This is a genomic window from Halomonas sp. SS10-MC5 (assembly GCF_015992245.1).
Taxonomy (GTDB): Bacteria; Pseudomonadota; Gammaproteobacteria; order Pseudomonadales; family Halomonadaceae; genus Halomonas; species Halomonas sulfidoxydans.
In genome coordinates this window covers 1,386,960-1,404,391 of sequence record NZ_CP065435.1, presented here as the reverse complement: position 1 = coordinate 1,404,391, position 17,432 = coordinate 1,386,960, and the positions used below count along the sequence as shown (strand labels likewise).

The 17,432-nt window shown below is 63.3% G+C and carries 16 protein-coding genes; 7 read left to right on the top strand and 9 right to left on the bottom strand.

Going from position 1 to position 17,432, the window contains the following annotated elements; all coding sequences use genetic code 11:
- Positions 1 to 33: 33 nt before the first annotated feature.
- The 3 genes from I4484_RS06620 to I4484_RS06610 form a co-directional block, all read right to left on the bottom strand.
- Positions 34 to 1,332, bottom strand: coding sequence for a sugar ABC transporter substrate-binding protein (locus I4484_RS06620; RefSeq protein WP_197450193.1), 1,299 nt, complete (start codon positions 1,330 to 1,332; stop codon positions 34 to 36).
- A 165-nt stretch (positions 1,333 to 1,497) separates the two neighbouring features.
- Positions 1,498 to 2,451, bottom strand: a complete 954-nt coding sequence (locus I4484_RS06615) for a sugar-binding transcriptional regulator (RefSeq protein ID WP_197450192.1) — start codon at positions 2,449 to 2,451, stop codon at positions 1,498 to 1,500.
- Between the two features lie 55 nt (positions 2,452 to 2,506).
- A complete protein-coding gene (locus tag I4484_RS06610) occupies positions 2,507 to 3,064 on the bottom strand; it encodes an NUDIX hydrolase (protein ID WP_197450191.1) in 558 nt (185 codons plus the stop codon).
- Positions 3,065 to 3,134: 70 nt separating this feature from the next.
- Between I4484_RS06610 and I4484_RS06605 the strand changes: the two genes are divergently transcribed.
- Genes I4484_RS06605 through I4484_RS06590 form a run of 4 tightly spaced genes read left to right on the top strand, consistent with a single transcriptional unit; the run spans position 3,135 to position 6,677 of the window.
- Entirely contained in the window at positions 3,135 to 3,779 is a 645-nt protein-coding gene (locus I4484_RS06605) for a CoA pyrophosphatase (protein ID WP_197450190.1), read from the top strand.
- A gap of 29 nt (positions 3,780 to 3,808) precedes the next feature.
- Complete coding sequence (locus I4484_RS06600) at positions 3,809 to 4,468, top strand: 2OG-Fe(II) oxygenase (RefSeq protein ID WP_197450189.1); 660 nt, start codon at positions 3,809 to 3,811, stop codon at positions 4,466 to 4,468.
- Positions 4,468 to 6,048 (top strand): ATP-binding protein, encoded by a 1,581-nt coding sequence (locus I4484_RS06595; protein ID WP_197450188.1) that lies wholly within the window; start codon positions 4,468 to 4,470, stop codon positions 6,046 to 6,048. Before I4484_RS06600 ends, I4484_RS06595 begins: the two co-directional genes overlap by 1 nt.
- Positions 6,045 to 6,677: a response regulator transcription factor gene (locus I4484_RS06590; RefSeq protein WP_197450187.1), complete on the top strand. Its 633-nt coding sequence runs from the start codon at positions 6,045 to 6,047 to the stop codon at positions 6,675 to 6,677. Before I4484_RS06595 ends, I4484_RS06590 begins: the two co-directional genes overlap by 4 nt.
- Positions 6,678 to 6,742: 65 nt before the next feature.
- Here the strand turns inward: I4484_RS06590 and I4484_RS06585 are convergent, their stop codons facing one another.
- From I4484_RS06585 to I4484_RS06565, 5 genes are all read right to left on the bottom strand, one after another.
- Positions 6,743 to 7,093, bottom strand: coding sequence for a copper-binding protein (locus tag I4484_RS06585; RefSeq protein ID WP_197450186.1), 351 nt, complete (start codon positions 7,091 to 7,093; stop codon positions 6,743 to 6,745).
- Complete coding sequence (locus tag I4484_RS06580) at positions 7,086 to 10,253, bottom strand: efflux RND transporter permease subunit (protein WP_197450185.1); 3,168 nt, start codon at positions 10,251 to 10,253, stop codon at positions 7,086 to 7,088. The genes I4484_RS06585 and I4484_RS06580 overlap by 8 nt, the downstream gene beginning before the upstream one ends.
- Positions 10,254 to 10,264: 11 nt before the next feature.
- Positions 10,265 to 11,725, bottom strand: coding sequence for an efflux RND transporter periplasmic adaptor subunit (locus tag I4484_RS06575; protein WP_197450184.1), 1,461 nt, complete (start codon positions 11,723 to 11,725; stop codon positions 10,265 to 10,267).
- Positions 11,722 to 12,930: a TolC family protein gene (locus I4484_RS06570; RefSeq protein ID WP_234283552.1), complete on the bottom strand. Its 1,209-nt coding sequence runs from the start codon at positions 12,928 to 12,930 to the stop codon at positions 11,722 to 11,724. The genes I4484_RS06575 and I4484_RS06570 overlap by 4 nt, the downstream gene beginning before the upstream one ends.
- Positions 12,931 to 13,110: 180 nt before the next feature.
- Positions 13,111 to 13,521 carry a hypothetical protein gene (locus tag I4484_RS06565; RefSeq protein ID WP_197450182.1) on the bottom strand — a complete coding sequence of 137 codons (411 nt, stop codon included), beginning with the start codon at positions 13,519 to 13,521 and terminating at the stop codon, positions 13,111 to 13,113.
- A 212-nt stretch (positions 13,522 to 13,733) separates the two neighbouring features.
- Here I4484_RS06565 and I4484_RS06560 point away from each other — a divergent pair, with 212 nt between their 5' ends.
- Complete coding sequence (locus I4484_RS06560; RefSeq protein WP_197450181.1) at positions 13,734 to 14,414, top strand: heavy metal response regulator transcription factor; 681 nt, start codon at positions 13,734 to 13,736, stop codon at positions 14,412 to 14,414.
- On the top strand, positions 14,411 to 15,814 hold the full coding sequence (locus I4484_RS06555; RefSeq protein WP_197450180.1) for a heavy metal sensor histidine kinase: 1,404 nt from the start codon (positions 14,411 to 14,413) through the stop codon (positions 15,812 to 15,814). Before I4484_RS06560 ends, I4484_RS06555 begins: the two co-directional genes overlap by 4 nt.
- A 21-nt stretch (positions 15,815 to 15,835) precedes the next feature.
- Here the strand turns inward: I4484_RS06555 and I4484_RS06550 are convergent, their stop codons facing one another.
- A complete protein-coding gene (locus tag I4484_RS06550) occupies positions 15,836 to 16,402 on the bottom strand; it encodes a DUF305 domain-containing protein (protein WP_234283535.1) in 567 nt (188 codons plus the stop codon).
- 562 nt (positions 16,403 to 16,964) lie between these two features.
- Between I4484_RS06550 and I4484_RS06545 the strand changes: the two genes are divergently transcribed.
- Positions 16,965 to 17,423 carry an ATPase gene (locus I4484_RS06545; RefSeq protein WP_197450179.1) on the top strand — a complete coding sequence of 153 codons (459 nt, stop codon included), beginning with the start codon at positions 16,965 to 16,967 and terminating at the stop codon, positions 17,421 to 17,423.
- Positions 17,424 to 17,432: the final 9 nt, after the last annotated feature.

The following is a 17,432-nucleotide window of genomic DNA, read 5'->3' as shown; positions in this document are numbered from 1 at the left end:
GGGCATGGCCCCGGCGAGGTCGGGTGCGCCGGATCAGTAACCGGCGCGCTGCATGGTGCGCTCGGTGGCGCGCTGGGCGCTCTGCAGCGCCTGCTCGACGCTGGTATCGCCGGTCAGCGCCGAGGCGATGGTCTGGCCCACCTGGGTGCCGATCGACTGGAACTCGGGGATGCCGACGAACTGCACGCCGACATAGGGGCTCGGCTCCAGCGTCGAATCGGTGGGATCGGCGCTATTGATGGCGTCGAGGACGAAGCCGGCGAAGGGTGCCTCCTCCTGGTACCGCTCATTCTCGTAGGTCGACTCGCGTGTGCCGGGCGGCACGCTGGTCCAGCCCTCGCTCTCGCCGACCAGTTCGATGTACTCCTGGGAGGTGGCCCAGGTCAGGAAGGCCTGGGCGGCCTCCTGCTTCTCCGAGGAGGCGGGGATGGCCAATGCCCACGACCACAGCCAGTGCGCCCCCTTGGGCGTCTCGGCTACCGGCGCCGGAGCGAAGCCGAGGCGATCGGCCACCTGCGATTCGGCCGGGTTGTAGAGCTTGCCCGCGGCCGAGGTGGCGTCGACCCACATGGCGCAGTTGCCGCGCGAGAACAGCGCCAGGTTCTCGTTGAAACCGTTGGAGCTGGCCCCCGGCGGGCCATAGTTGCCGAGCAGGTCGACGTAGAAAGCGATCGCCTCCTGCCAGGCCGGTGAGTCGAGCTCGGGATTCCACTCCTCGTCGAACCAGCGTCCGCCGAAGGTATTCACCAGGGTGGAGACAAACGCCATGTTCTCGCCCCAGCCCGGCTTGCCACGCAGGCAGATGCCGGCCAGCTGGTTGTCGGGGTCGTGCAGCTCGGCCGCCCATTCACGCACCTCCTCCCAGCTCGGCTGCTCGGGCATCTCGATGCCGGCCTCCTCGAACAGGTCGGTGCGGTAGTAGAGCATCGAACTCTCGGCGTAGAACGGCAGCGCGTAGAGGGTGCCCTCGTGGGAGAGGCCGTCGCGCACCGGCTTGAGCAGGTCATCCTCGCGGTAGGCCTCGGGCAGGTCATCGAGCGCGACCAGCCAGCCGCGCTCGGCCCAGATCGGTGCCTCGTAGGTGCCGATGGTCATGACGTCGAACTGACCGCCGTCGGTGGCGATGTCGGTGGTCAGGCGCTGACGCAGCACGTTCTCCTCGAGCACCACCCAGTTGACCTCGATGTCCGGATGGGCCTCCTCGAAGGCCTCGGTCAGGCTCTGCATGATCACCATGTCGTTGTTGTTGACCGTGGCCACGGTGATGGTCTCGGCCTGGGCCGCGGTGGCAACGGCCAGACCGGCCAGAGGAAAGGCGTAAGCGAGCTTCATGTCGGGCTCCTGTGTGCTGGGCTTGCCCCATGGGGCACTTGTTGTTGGTCGCCGGAGTCGTTGTTTTGATCAATTTACTCAGTCAACGATCAAATGATCGATCACGGCGCGAGAAAAGGCAAAGAAAAGCCCTTAGACTTTAGGCTATGTTCGGAACGTGCCGGGTCAGCACTCGTGTTCGAGGATATAGCGGGCGGCGTTCTCGTCGGTGATGAGCCCCTTGAGCCAGCCGCCGCGCAGCGCGGCGAGAATGGCCGGGCCCTTGTCGCGGCCCCCGGCCAGTGCGACCAGGGTCTGGTCGCGGAACATCGTCAGCGGCAGGCTGGTCACGCGCCGGGTGATGGAGCACTCGATGACGGCGCCGTTGCGGTCGAGCGGCCAGCCGAGCAGCTCACCCACGGCCTGGCGCGAAAGCAGCTCGTCGAGTTCGGCCTCGCTGATGAAGTGATCCTGGAACAGGGTCGCCTGGCGGTCGATGCGCCCCACGCCGATATAGGCCGCCTCGGCGTCCTTGGCGACCTCGACGATGGCCTGGAACAGGCGCTGGCCGAGCATCGCCTCCTTCTCCTCCACCGAGCCGGCCACCACCGGCGCCGGCAGCAGGAAACGCTCGCCGCCGGTCTTGTCGGCCAGCACCATCACCCCGTCATAGCGGTTGGCGGAACCGTCGCGGGCGACGTTGCCGACCAGCGAGACGAAGCGGTGCTGGGGCCGCTCGATGCGGCTGAGCGCCTCCACCGTGGCGCGCACCGAGCGCCCGGTGCCCAATGACAGGGTCAGCGGCTCGGAGCGCTCGATCAGCTTGGACAGCCGCTCCGCCCCCGCCACCGCCAGGTAGTGGGCGCTGCTCTCGGGGGCTTCCGGGTCGGCCGGCACCACGTCGCAGAATTCGAGCCCGAAGCGCTGCAGGATGGCGTCCGACATCACCATGCAGTTGGCCAGCGGATGATCGATATGCACCTTGACCAGCCCCTCCTGTCGCGCCAGGGCCAGCAGCCGCTGCACGCCGGGGCGCGACACGCCGAGCTGGCTGGCGATCTCGTCCTGGGTACGCCCTCCCACGTAGGAGAGCCAGGCCGCACGCGCCGCCTGGTCCAGCTTCAGCTCGAACTTGTCCACGTTACCCGCTCCTTCTCGCTTGGCCATCAGGCCGAACCCCAGTCATGCGAACCCCTTACGCGGAACCAAAGTAGCGTTCGCGATCCTCGGCGGTGATGTCGCTGATGTGCAGCGGGTAGTGATCGCTGTCACGATCGGCGTAGAAGTGGCGCAGGGTGCGCTCGATGGTGGGAAAGGCGAGCTCGTCCCAGGGGATCTCATGCTCCTCGAACAGCGCCACCTCGAGGCTCTCGGGCCCGGCCGAGAAACTGCCGGCGAGGTCGGCGCGGAAGATCATGTAGACCTGGTTGATGTGCGGCAGGTTGATCAGGGTGTAGAGCCCATGGATGTCGACCTCGGCGCAGGCCTCCTCGCGGGTCTCGCGGGCGGCGGCCTCCAGGGTGGTCTCGGCGTTTTCCATGAACCCCGCCGGCAGGGTCCAGTAGCCCTTGCGCGGCGAGATCGCTCGGCGGCAGAGCAGCACGCGCGAACCGCTCACCGGCAGCGTGCCGGCCACGATACGCGGGTTCTGGTAGTGGATCGAGCCGCAGGCGTCGCACAGGTACCTGGGCCGGTCGTCCCCTGCCGGGATCGCGAAGCGCACGGGTTGGCCACAGTGGCTGCAGAAGTTCATGGGTCTCCCTGGCAGGCTTGACGTCGGCGAAGGCCCCCGGGTAGAAGGAACCAAAGCCGATGGAAACTCCATGTTAGAGAAACTTCGCCAGCGCCTGCAAGCGCACGCTCCGCACCGCCTGCGCCTCGACATGCCCCAGGCCGCGGTCCTGATGCCGATCGTCGACCGCCCCGAACCGACGCTGCTGTTCACCCGCCGGGCGGGCCATCTCAACACCCACAGCGGGCAGGTGGCGTTTCCCGGCGGCAAGCGCGAAGAGGCCGACCGCGACCTGCTGGCCACCGCCCTGCGCGAATCCCACGAGGAGATCGCCCTGCCGCCGGAGCGGGTCGAGCTGCTGGGCCGCCTGTCGGACGTGATCTCGCTGCACGGCATCCTGGTCACGCCCTACGTGGGCCTGATCCCGCCGGACCTGCCCCTGGCACCCGACCCGACCGAGCTCGACGCCATTTTCGAGGTGCCGCTCGCGCTGTTCCTCGAGGATCGTCGCCACCACACCGACGTGATCCCGGTGAACGGCCGCCCCTACTACGTGCCCAGCTACCATACCCAGGGCCAGGTGATCTGGGGCCTCTCGGCGATGATGCTGGTGGAGCTGCTGGCGGAGGGTTTCGAGCGCCCCATCAGCTTGTTCGAGGAGCCGCCCCACGGCAGGCTATGCTATTTTCCCGAACGCCTGCTGCGCAGCTCGAAGACCGAGACGCGCCTTTCCTGACTGCCTGACCCGGAGGTTCCGCCTCGCCCATGCCGCTTCTTGCTCGCCCGGCCTTCGCGGCCAGCGCCCTGCCCCAGTTGATCGATGCCCTGGTGGAACAGGGCTGGTTCGTCGGCGAGGGGTTCCTCGACGCCGAGCTGTGTCACGACCTGCATCGGGAGCTTGCGGAGATGGCCGAGCGCGAGGCACTGGCCGCCGCGGGCATCGGTCGCGGCGACGAGCACCAGCTGCGCCGCGACATCCGCGGCGATGCCATTCGCTGGCTCGACCGCGAGAGCCTGGCCCAGCGCCGCTATCTCGAGGCCATGGGCGAGCTGCAGCGCGAGCTGAACCAGGCGCTGTACCTGGGGCTGTTCGAATACGAGGCCCACTTCGCCCACTACCCGCCGGGCGCCTTCTACAAGAAGCATCTCGACAGCTTTCGTGGGCGCGCCAACCGGGTCGTCTCCACGGTAGGCTACCTCAACCCCGGCTGGCCCGCGGACGGCGGCGGCGAGATGGCGATCTTCGCCGCCGACGACCCCGAGCGGGAGGTGGCCCGGGTGCGTCCCGAGGCCGGCAACTTCGCCTGCTTTCTCTCCGAAGACGTGCCCCACGAGGTGCTGCCGACCCGCCTGCCGCGGGCCAGCATTGCCGGCTGGTTCCGGCGCAACGCCTCGCTGGGCGGTCGGGTGGACCCGGCGCGCTGATGGCGAGCGAGATCGAGGCGCTGCGTGCACGCCTGGCCGAGCTCGAGGCCCGCAGCACCGCGCTCGAAACGAGGGTCACCGAACTCGACGAGGAGAAGCGCCACTATCAATGGCTGGCGGAGAGCACCACCGACCTGATCTCGCGCCACGCCCGCGACGGCACCTTCCTCTACGCCTCGAAGGCCGCCCGCGACCTGCTCGGCTACGAACCCGAGGAACTGATCGGCGTGTCGGCCTACGACCTGTTCCATCCCTCGGACCTGGCCGACCTGCTCAACAAGTCGCCGCGGGTCTACTACCACGACGGCTTCTACCAGCAGACCTACCGTTTCCGCGCCAAGGATGGGCACTACGTATGGTTCGAGACCACCAGCCGCACCCGCCGCGACCCGGCCAGCGGCGAGCTGATCGACGTGCTCTGCGTCTCCCGCGACGTGGGGCGGCGCATTCGCGCCGAGGCCAACCGCGAACGCCTGGCCCGAGTGGTGGAATCGACCACCGACTACGTGCTGTTCTGCGACGGCGACGAGCGGCTGTTCTACTCCAACGAGGCGGCAAGGAGGCTGCTGGGCCTGCCGCGCGAAGGGCTCGACGCCCGCCTCGAGCGGGCCTATACGCCGGCATCGCTTTCCATCCTGCGCGAGATTGTGCTGCCCGCCGTGGCCCGCTACGGCTCCTGGAGCGGCGAACTGGAGATGCCGGGCCCCAGGGGGCCGGTGCCGGTGCTCAGCGTGGTGCTGGCCCACCGCGGCCCCGGCGCCGAGCCCGACCACCTCTCCCTGCTCAACCGTGACATCGGCCTGCGCAAGGCCGCCGAGGCACAGGCCCGGCGCCACCAGGAGCAGATCGCCCACGCCAACCGCCTGGCCACCACCGGCGAACTGGCCTCCAATATCGCCCACGAACTCAACCAGCCGCTGGGCGCCATCGCCAACTACGTCAGCGGAGCATTGATCCAGCTGCGTGCCGACCCTGGGCGCCCGGCCAGAGACCTGACCCTGCCCCTCGAGCGCATCGACGCGCAGGTGCAGCGGCTGGGCGAGCGCCTGCGCCACATCCGCACCTTCGTGCGCAAGGGCCAGACCCGGCCGCGCCCGGTCGCGCTGATCGAGGTGGTCGACGCCGCCTGCCGTCTGTGCGAGTGGCAGTACCAGCAGGCCGGCATTGCCCTCGACCACGAGCTGGAGGAAGCGCTTCCACGCGTCCAGGCCGACCCCATCGCCCTGGAGCAGGTACTGGTCAACCTGCTGCTCAACGCGCTGGAAGCGAGCCGCGAACGCCCCGGCGCAACACGGGTGGAAATTCACGCACACCGGAGCGGGCGCCGCGAGGTCACCTTCCGCGTCAGCGACCAGGGCCCCGGCATCTCGCATGACGAGGCACAGGCGATCTTCACACCGTTTCACTCCAGCCGCCCGGAAGGGCTCGGCATGGGACTCGCCATCAGCCGCTCGCTGATGGAAGCGATGGGCGGCAGCCTGAGCCTGGCCGACGGTTCCGACGGTGCCACCTTTACCGGTACACTGCTGGCCGAGCCCAGCCCCTCTTACCGTCGACAGCCGCCCCGGAGCCAGCCGTGACCGAGCCCACCGCCGCCCCCTGTATCGCCGTGGTCGACGACGACGAGGCGCTGCGCGACTCGCTGGCCTGGCTGCTCGACTCCGTGGGGCTGGCCACCCGCGCCTTCGCCGATGGCGAGGCATTCCTCGCCGCCGATCCGAACGCCTTCGACGCCGTGCTGCTGGACGTACGCATGCCGGGGCTCTCCGGCCTGCAGGTCCAGCAGCGACTCAACGAGCGCGACACCACCGTGCCGGTGATCTTCATGACCGGCCACGGCGACGTGCCCATGGCCGTCGCCGCGCTCAAGTCCGGTGCCTTCGACTTCATCGAGAAGCCCTTCAATCACCAGCAGCTGATCGATGCCGTTCAGCAGGCCCTGGCCGAGCATCAGCGCCAGCGCGCGGTGCGTGAACGGCTCGACGCCCTGCGCGAGCGTTATAACGCCCTGCGGCCCAAGGAGCGCGAGATCCTGGTGCTCGTCGCCGAAGGTCTGACCAGCCGCGAGATCGCCGAGCATCTCGAGGTCAGCGCCAAGACGGTGGAGGTCTATCGCCTGCGGGGCATGAAGGCGCTGGGCGCCGGCAGCCTGGCCGAGCTGGTGCGCCTCTGCGTGGCGCTGGGGCTGGTGGAAGCGTTGCCGAAATAGGCAAGCCGCTCTCCAAAGAGAGCGGCAAGTCTGGTCCTTCCTTATCGCTAACAAGCGCTCCCAGCTTAATCGACAGGCTCGAGCGAGACGATCTCGTAATCGGTCTCGCCTGTCTGGCGCAGCACGAAACGCACCCGATCCTCGATGCCGATCCGTTCGGCCAAGGCAGGGTCCGCCAGGGTCATCTCCATGGTCATCGCCGGCCAGCGAAGCTCGGCGATGGGCCCGTGCGCCAGCATCACGCTACTGCCATCCTGGGCGATAGACTGCACGGTGCCGATACCCTCTGCCGTGCGCAGCTGCTGTTGCTGGGTGTCATCAACTGCTGGACTCGAATGCTTGCCATGTCCGTGATCGCTACCGGCCAGGGCCGATCCAGCGGCGAGCAGGCCCGCCACGAAGGCTACCTTAAACATGCTGCGTTTCATCTCGGTGGTTTCCTTTGAGGTTGAAGTCACTTGGCGTCGCCTCGTGCGAGGCGGTCTCGGGAAGGCTTTGCCGCTGCCACAGCCAGTAGAGAACAGGAATCAGCAACAGCGATACCAAGGGAGCGGAAATCATGCCGCCCACCACAGGAGTGGCGATACGCTGCATCGCCTCGGAGCCGGGGCCGGAATCCAGCAGCAACGGGCTCAGACCCAAGACGACAGTCAGAGAGGTCATGGCCTTGGGACGTACCCGCATGACGGCGCCCTCGATGATCGCTTCACGCAGCTCCCCTCGGGTACGCGGCTGGCGCTGTTCCACTGCCCCTCGTACGTACATCAACATCACCACGGCGAACTCCGCCGCCAGGCCGATCAGCAGGATGAAGCCCGCCGCCACGGCCACCGAGACGTCGTAGGCAAGCCAATGGAGCAGCCATACACCACCGACGGCGGCGAAAGGCAGCGATCCCATCAGCATGAAAGTCTCGGCGGCATTACGGAAGCACAGGTAGAGCAGCAGGAAGATCAGCACGACAGTCACCGGGACCACCCACTGCAGGCGCTCCTTGGCTCGCTCCATGTACTCGTACTGCCCTGACCAGGTCACCGAATACCCCGCCGGCAACGTGACCTGTTCCATCACCCTTTGGCGCGCCTCGGCCACGTAGGTGCCGATATCGCGCCCGCGGATGTCGACCACGACCCAGCCGTTGAGGCGTGCATTCTCGGTGCGGATCATGGCCGGTCCATCGACGATGTCGACTTGGGCCAGTGACTGGAGCGGGAGAAAGGCACCCGTCGATGTGATGACCGGCAGATCCCTCAGGCTCTCCAGCGAGTCGCGCCAGTCCTGGGGGTAGCGCAAATTGATGGGATAGCGCTCAAGACCCTCTACGGTTTCGCTGACGTTCATCCCCCCTACTGCGGTCTGGATGATGGCCTGCAAGTCACTGACATTGACGCCATGACGCGCTGCGGCACGCCGGTCGATATCCACTTCGACGTAGCGCCCGGCGGCGGTGCGATCGGCATACGCCGAAGCCGTGCCTGGAACATCATGGAGCACGCGCTCGATCTCACGGCCAATTCGCTCGATTTCTCCCAGGTCGGAGCCAGCCACCTTGATCCCTACCGGCGAGCGTATGCCGGTCGAGAGCATATCGATGCGCGTCTTGATCGGCGGCACCCAAACGTTCGCTACCCCCGGGAAGCTGACCGTTTCGTCCAGCTCGCGGATGATGTCGTCCTTGGTCATCCCCTCGCGCCACTGGTCGCGAGGCTTGAAACTGATAACGGTTTCCAGCATGCCAATCGGCGCCGGATCGGTAGCGGTATCGGCACGCCCCGCCTTGCCAAACACCCGCTCCACCTCAGGCACTGACATGATCAGACGATTGGTCTGCTGAACGAACTCACGCACCTTGCCAATGGAGACGCCGGGCTCCAGCGATGGCATGTACATGAGGTCACCTTCATCCAGTTGAGGCATGAATTCGCTGCCCAACTTGCCGGCCGGATAGATCACACTGGCAGCCAGCAGCACCGCGGCCACGACGGTCACCCAGGGGTAGCGAAGCAGGGCATCCAGCCCCGGGCGGTAAATGGCAATCAGCATGCGGCTAAGGGGGTGTGAAGCCTCGGGGCGTATGCGTCCGCGCACCAAGTACCCCATCAAGACCGGCACCAGAGTGATGCCTAGCCCGGCCGCCGCCGCCATGGCGTAGGTACCGGTGAAGGCCAAGGGCTGGAACATGCGTCCTTCCTGCCCCTGAAGGGTGAACAGCGGCAGGAAGCTGACCACGATGATCAACAGCGCAAAGAAGATCGGCCGACCGGTCTCCTTGGCCGCCTCCGCCACGGTATGCCAGCGGTCCTCACCCGGTGGCGCCTTCTCCAGTCGCTTGTGCAGGTTCTCCACCATGACAATGGCGGCATCCACCATGGCGCCGATCGTCACGGCAATCCCACCCAGCGACATGATATTGGCGTTGATCCCCTTGGCCTGCATGATCATCAGCGCCGCCAGAATGCCGATCGGCAGTGCGATGATGGCCACCAGGGCGGAGCGGAAATGAAGCAGGAAGACGACACATACCAGGGCGATGATGAGGAATTCCTGCAAGAGCTTGGCCGCCAGGTTGTTCACGGACTCCTGGATCAGAATCGAACGATCGTAGGTCTCCACGATCTCGACGCCTTCCGGCAGGCTCGGGCGCAATTCGTCGAGACGCGCCTTGACGCGTTCTATGGTGGCCAACGCATTCTCGCCATGGCGCATGACCACCAAGGCACCCACGGTTTCACCCTCGCCATTCAGCTCGGCGATGCCGCGCCGAGCTGCGGGGCCGATACGGATGTCGGCCACGTCCTCGAGCAGCACTGGCGTACCGTCGCTGCCCAGGCCAACGGGCACCAGACGGAGTTCCTCGATGCCGGTCAGGTACCCCCGCGAGCGCACCATGTATTCCGCCTCGCTCATCTCGATCACGGAACCGCCCGCTTCACGGTTCGCCCCGGAGATGGCGGAGCGGATCCCCGCCAGGGTCAAGCCGTAGGCTCGCGCCCGATTGGGGTCCAGCACTACCTGGTACTGCTTGACCATGCCTCCCAGCGTGGCGACCTCGGAGACGCCTGCCACGGACTGCAGCTCATACTTGAGGAACCAATCCTGCAGCGAACGCAGGTCAGCAAGGTCGAGTTCACCACTGCGGTCTACCAAGGCGTACTGGTAGACCCAGCCGACCCCCGTGGCATCGGGCCCCAGGGCAGGCTGCGCCCCCTCCGGCATGCTGGGTGCCACCTGGCTCAGGTACTCCAGCACGCGAGAGCGCGCCCAGTAGGGATCGGTTCCGTCCTCGAACAGTACATAGACGTAGGAGTCGCCAAACATGGAGAAACCGCGTACGTCCCTCGCCTTGGGCACGGCCAGCATGGCCGTCGATAGTGGGTAGGTGACCTGATCCTCGATGACCTGGGGAGCCTGGCCGGCATAGCTGGTTTTGACGATTACCTGTACGTCGGACAGATCGGGTATTGCATCAAGAGGCATCTGCCGTCCGGAGAAGATTCCCCAGGCGACGAAGATGGCCGTCATGAGAAGCACCAGCAGACGATTCTGCAATGACCACGCGATGACCCTTTCGATCATGGATCCACTCCTCAGTGGTCGTGAGCCATCGGCTCAATGGCGGTGATTTCGTAGACGAATTCTTCTCGCTCACGCATACGGAAGCGCATCGCCATATCGTCGTGCAGCCCATCGAGCCCGAGGTCATCGGCTACGGCAAATTCCATGACCATCGCCGGCCAGCCGAGCAGCGGAACAGGTCCATGGTCAACATTCAGTACGCGGGCGTCGTAATCGATGCCAAGCAGGCGTCCCTCGGCCCAAACTTCGTCATCACCCTCTTCCTCATTCGCTTCGCTCATCCTGCCGAGCTCCGCGCTCGCCGACGCTTCCGAGTCGAGCAGGAAGTGACCGGAGAGAACGACACGCTCTCCTTCCTTGAGCCCTTCGATGATCTCGAGGTCGCCGTTGGCACGACGCCCTACCTGCACACCGCGAGCCTGGAAGTGCCCCTCCCCCAGCGCCAGGATCACGCGATCTTGCCGGCCGGTGCGGATCACTGCTTCGGCCGGAAGGTAAAGCACGCCCTGAAGCGGGCGGGTAGTCAACTGGACATCGGCGTACATGCCCGGCTTGAGCCGCTCACCGGGATTGTCGAAGGCAAGGCGTACCTGAACGGTTCGGGTCGGGCTGTTGAGGCTCGGATAGATGTAATCGACCCTGCCTTCAAGACGCTCGCCAGGGCGGAAAGGCAATTTCACGTGGGCGGCGTCGCCTCGCGCAACAGCGTCCACCTGATGCTCGAACAGGTCGGCAATCACCCATACCTGCGAGAGGTCGGCAATCGTCATTACCTCTGTGCCCGGCGTGACATACATCCCTTCACGCACATTGAGCGCCTCCACGACACCTCCCTGCCCAGCCCTGACCGAGATCAGTCGGCGCGGCTGGCCGGCCCGCTCGATCTCCGCAACCTCAGTGGCACTGACCCCCAGCGCCCTGAGGCGCTCTCGGGCTGAAGAAGCACTGCCACCACGCCGCACCACGTGCAGCAACTCTTCCTGGGCGTTGACCAGTTCCGGCGAGTAGAGGCGGAACAGCAGTTGCCCCTCCTCCACTCGCTCTCCGGTCGTCCTCACGCTGAGATCCTCGATCCACCCCTGGGTACGCAGATGGACGTGGCTGAGTCTCGATTCGTCGTAGTCGACAAAGCCGACGGTTTCGACCAGGCGTGCCAGATCGCCGCGAGCCACGGAACCGATGCGCACGTTAAGGTTCTGCTGCACTACGGGGCTGATGCTCACTGTACCGGGCAACGCATCGCCGCCACCCGCATAGATCGGAATAAAATCCATGCCCATCTCGTCCTTGCGCGGCTCAGGAGAGGTTACGGAGGGGTTATGCGGATGCCGGTAGTAAAGAATCTCTCTCTCCTCATTGGCCGTGCCCGCTGCCACGGCAACATGCCCATACGAATCCGGCCACCAGCTCACGGCAGCCCCCCCCGCCACCGCCCCCACACCAAACAGGACGACAAACGCCAAGGCCTTCATACGTTCTCTCCCAACAGGTAAAGCAGATCCACCTGCTCTAGGCGGCGCTGCGTGGCGACGCGGATTGCCTCGATGCGTGTTTCCAGCTCGATCAGGCGCGCACGCACGAAGGCATTGAAATCGGTGGTGCCGTTGCGATAGCCATGCTCGGCGGCCTCGGCATTGTCCTTGGCCTGCGGCAGGAGGCGCTGCGCATAGCGGAGCTCACGCTCATGCAGCCGTGCCCACCGAGCCTGGGTCTCATCGAGCTGACGCTGCATCTCGCGGACCTGCTCGTCCCAGGCATGCTGCGCCGCTTCACGCCGATGCACGCTGGCCGCTAGATCGCGGTCCTGGCGCTGTCGCGTAAAGAGCGGGAGATCCACCATGACCATCGCCGAGAGGCGATCCGGCATGCCCATGCCCCGCTCCGTCGGGGTGCCATAGTTGAGCTCGACCGACCATTGGGGCCTGTAGCCCTGTCGCACCAGTTCGACATCGTGCTCCCCCGCGGCAACGATGGCCTGCTCCACTGCCAGTAACGGATGCCCCAGCAGATCCCCAGCCGGCTCGGCCAGCTCGGGAGGTTGGGTGGGCAAGGGCCGTATCGCATCCTGCTGGCCGACCCAGCGCGCCAGTTGGGCCATCGCCGCGGCTTCCTGAGCCTGAACGGCCAGCAGACGATCGCTCAGCCGATCCAGTTCCAGCTCGGCGCGCAGCAGGTCCTGCTGCTCGGCGAAACCGGAGGCGAACTCACGCTCGGTGATTTGGCGCAAATCCTCGAACAGGGATTGACTCTGTTCGAGGACCTCGAGCATCCCGCGCTGCTCGTGAAGCGATAGGTAGGCACGCCGCACTGAGCGCACGACAGCGCGCTCCGCATTGCTGCCGCGCGCCGCTTCGGCCTGAGCCATGGCCCCTTCCCGGTCACCCGCCAGCCTGCGGCTGTCGCCTCGGGGAAACGTCTGGCGCACGCCGACGCGCAGCTGGGTCATGGTGTCGTCTTCGAGCGAGAAGCCGTCCCGGGCCACATCCATGACTTCCATGATCAGCGCCGGGTCGGGGAGCTGCCTGGCGGAAACGGAGGCCTCGCGGCGTGCCTCGGCCAATTCCTGATAGCGGAGCGTGGCAGGATCATCCCTTCGGGCAAGTCGCTCCGCTTCACTGAGCGACAGTATCGGCCCCGATAACGCCGGGAGAGGTAACAAAAGCGCTGTGCCCAGCATCGTTGCGAGCACCATTGGTAATCGAATTCCCATGAGCTACCCCGCGCCCACCGGAGCGCTTCTGCCAGAACAGCGCTCCACCATATTTTGGGCCGAGTGTTAATTAAAACACTTGGCATTATTTACCAAACTGGCCGACTCGCGCCGGCCAGCCATAAACCTAAAATATCTGATACCAGGTTACTGAAAGGCGACATGCAAGCTATAACGATGGACATCCCAACTATCCCCGCCGGGAGCCGAATTTCCTGACACTACCAAACGATACTGGCCAGCCCGCAAAGCTTCTCGAATTTCAAAGTCACCACCGTAAGAGCTCACCTCTTTCACGGTGCCACCCTGAGCGTCGATCAACTTGGCTTTCATCGGTAGTATGGAATGCATTCCCGGAAAGTGACTGCTGGCAATCCTGACTGTTGTAGGCTGGTCCAAATTTATCTGATAAGTATGAGGCTGCCCAGAGTTAATGATAGTGCTGGCTGTACTGCCCTCCTTGAGAATATTCTCATTCGCCCCGCTGCCGAAATTGGCAAAGGCTGGCACGGAGAACATGCTGACAACGGCAGCGGTAAGAGCAATCTTCTTAAACATGACACACCTCACTTTTAATGGAGATTTTTTACAACCACTTCCAAACCGTCAGGGCTATTGATACAAGCAGCAGGCATGATAGAGTAACGACTCTGCCTACTCACCTCCCTTGTTGTTTGTTCATGTGGGCATAGTACGTGGCAGTAGAGGACAGGAAACTGACTCGAAAATGACAAAAATGTCATTTTCGATCGGAGCAGGACGGAGGCTCTATGAAGATATTGATCGTTGAGGATGAGCCAAAAACCGGTGACTATCTGGCGCAGGGCCTTAGAGAAGCCGGTTTCGTCGTCGACTTGGCCCGTGATGGTCTGGATGGCCTGCACCTGGCTCAGAACGAAGACTATGACCTACTGCTTCTAGACGTGATGCTGCCGGGTCTGGACGGCTGGAGCATTCTGCAGGTAGTGCGCCGATCCGGTCAGGATGTTCCCGTGTTGTTCCTGACGGCTCGAGACGATGTCGATGACCGAGTACGCGGGCTCGAGCTCGGCGCGGATGACTATCTCGTCAAGCCGTTTGCCTTTTCCGAGCTACTGGCACGAATCCGGTCGCTGCTACGCCGCGGCAAGGCACGCGAAGCGGAAGTGTTCCGCGCCGCCGATCTTGAGCTCGACCTGCTGCGACGACGAGTCACCCGAGCCGGGGAGCGTATCGAGCTCACCGCGAAGGAGTTCGCTCTCCTTGAGCTCTTGATTCGCCGTCAGGGAGAAGTCCTGCCCCGCTCACTGATCGCCTCGCAGGTGTGGGACATGAACTTCGACAGCGACACCAACGTCATCGACGTTGCCGTCAGGCGGCTGCGTGCCAAGGTTGACGGCCCTTACCCCGACAAGTTGATCCGGACCGTACGCGGCATGGGATACGTACTGGAGTCGGGGTACGGCCAATGATCCTCTGCCCGCTCTCCCTGACGACTCGGCTAGCCACGCTCTTCTCGCTGCTGGTAGCAGGCCTGCTGCTGCTGCTTGTGCTCTCGCTCGAGCATCTGATTCGGGGTCACTTCGATGACATCGATCAGATGGAATTGACAGCAAAACTGAGCATGATCGAAAACCTGCTTGCCCGAGCCGACAGCCCCACCGCACTGGATACACTGCCCAGGTACCTCGATGACGTGCTAACGAGTCATGCCAACCTTTCCGTGTCCATTCGCGATGAAGCGGGACGGATACTCTACGCCCACCAACCGGAGTTTCTCGCACCGGTAAAAAATGGGGACGTTAGCCCACCTAGCGCCCGCTGGAGCGTGGCGAGCCATGAATTCATTGGCCGTGAGGTTCAGCAATACCTCCCCCTACCCGTACCTGCTCCCGTACAAGTCCTGCTGGGGCTGGATATCACGCATCACGCGCACTTTCTCGAGGACATCCGTCGATACCTCTGGACTGGCATTGCGATGGCCGCCCTGCTGACGGCCTTGTTCGGCTGGCTGGTCGCCCGTCAAGGCCTGGCTCCGCTCAAGCGGATCACCGCTACCGCCAGCCGGCTTTCCGCCGAGCGCCTGGGTGAGCGGCTCGATCTCCAAGCCACCCCGCCGGAAATGCTCGAGCTGGCCAACGCATTCAATGGGATGCTGAACAGACTGGAAGCCGACTTTCAACGGCTCAGCGAGTTCTCGGCGGATATTGCTCATGAGCTGCGCACCCCGGTGTCGAACCTGCTCACCGAGACCCAAGTAGCCCTGTCTCGGCCACGCAACTCAGAGGAATATCAAGACACTCTTCATTCCAACCTGGAGGAGCTCGAGCGTCTGGCCCGAATGATTGCCGACATGCTGTTCCTGGCCAAGGCCGACCATGGGCTTCTGCCCAATCCAGCCGAGTCGGTTCACCTGGAGCAGGAAGTCGCCGCCTTGCTGGAGTTCTATGACGCCCTCGCCGAGGAAAAGCAGGTCAAGATGCAGGCCAGCGGTGTCGCCACCATTACAGGTGACCGCCTAATGCTGCGTCGAGCGATCGCTAACCTGCTTTCCAATGCACTTCGGCATACCCATGCGGGGGGCACCGTCACCGTCTTGATCGAGTCTTGCATCGATGCAGTTCGTCTTTCGGTTCGAAACATTGGCGACACCATCCCTTCCGATCAGCTTTCGCGACTGTTCGAACGCTTCCATCGCGCCGACAATATCCGCAGCCACCATGGTGAGGGAGCTGGGCTTGGCCTCGCCATTACCCGGTCTATCCTCAAGGCTCACGGTGGCGAGATCACGGTTTCCTCCAACGACGGCGTAACCACCTTCAGCCTGGCCATCCCACATGCCGGCACTCAAGCTCTGTCCCGTTGGGCCTGACTCCAATAAGGGCGCTCACCTTCATTCGGCCCCGCACTGGCGATCTGCGCTAACCTCGAACTCGGGAACGGGCCTTGCCTCAGCTTCCTCTGCGTTTCTTGCAGGTCCGTTTTTCTTTATATCTTCTATAAGCCAATCCATTTCCAATATCTCACGCCGCTGCGCCTCGCTGATATCGACCGCTAACTCACACACCCGAAAATCCCTTATTTCGGCTCGCTCTGACCGAAGGATTGCCATGGAGTGGTGAGGAATCATTGCGCTCATGAACGAGTTGTCCTGCACGGTCGTCTGGCTTCGATCAAGAAAAACCGCTCCTCCGAGAAACAACAGGCTTATTACAATTATGGCCACATTGATTTTGACATTTTGGTACATGTTGAGCATCCAACCCAACATGACCAACCCCATGGTCCCGCCCATGGACAGCGCCATGAAAAATCGACTCTCGCTCCATCGAACGTGACTCCATTCCCAAGCGCTAACGAACATCATACCGTACATGACCACCATCGCCGTCAGGATCATCGCCCCAAAGCGTAGGTACATGGAACGCATATGAGAGTTATGCTCGTCTCCTTGTTTCATGTCGCGACTCCTTTCCGTCACAAGAATCCTTCCGTCACAAAAAAATGGCGCTTCGATCTCTCTGATTCACACCGAAGTTCGTGAAGGCTGACGTAAGGCTAGGCAAAGTCCCGGTGGATAACAAGCACTCCAGAGAAAGAAAGGGTGGGCGTCCAAGCATGCCATCCAGCTATAAGATCGAGGGTTAGCGACGACAGCCGCCCCTCTGCCCAGCCAGGCTCCTGTGTCACCGAACCTCAATGGAAAGCAAATCTCTTGATGTCGATCAAGCAGGATGCGATACCAGTGAGCTATGGTGAGTAACAAGATGGGCGTTGGCCGGGCTACTGGCGCTGGTGCTCCGTGAGGCTCTAGCTCCAGCCCAGGCTTCTAGCATCGAGGCTAGGGATCCCAGGCACCGTGAAGTAGAAGAATTCGTTTCAAGCTCTATAACGGTTGGAGCACTACATGAAGCAGTGCCACTTCAACGACATGATCATGATTAATTCTCGATTAAGCATGATGCTTGGGTTCGATATTTTATGTCGAGTATGGTCACACAAAAGCAGAGCGAGTGATTACCATGAACATTCAGACATTTCGTGACGTGATCGAGTGGACACGTGCACTGCATGAACACCTGGCCCGGTGCCTGAAGCACTGCTCAACGCAGCAGGAAGAACAGCGAGCCAAGTGGCTACTGACATATCTAGCGGATCACGAGGCGGCCCTGAAAGAGGTCGTGGCAGGTTTCGAGAAGCAAGCTGATCCCAAGGCATTGAATACCTGGCTATACGATTATATATCCTATGCCCCTATCAAGCCTCACCTATCGTGTAGCGCGCCCTATGCAAAAATGAGCTTCGACGAGATCTGTCAGGAAATCTTCGACCTCCACAATCAGGTCATCGATTTCTATCGCTATCTTGAGGGGCGCGCCGAGATTCCCGAGACGCGTGATCTGATCGGTGAGTTGCTGCAACTGGAACAGCATGAAGCGATGCGCCTTTTCCACCAGACCAACCGCTCCAGGGATCTCTAAAAGGTGCCA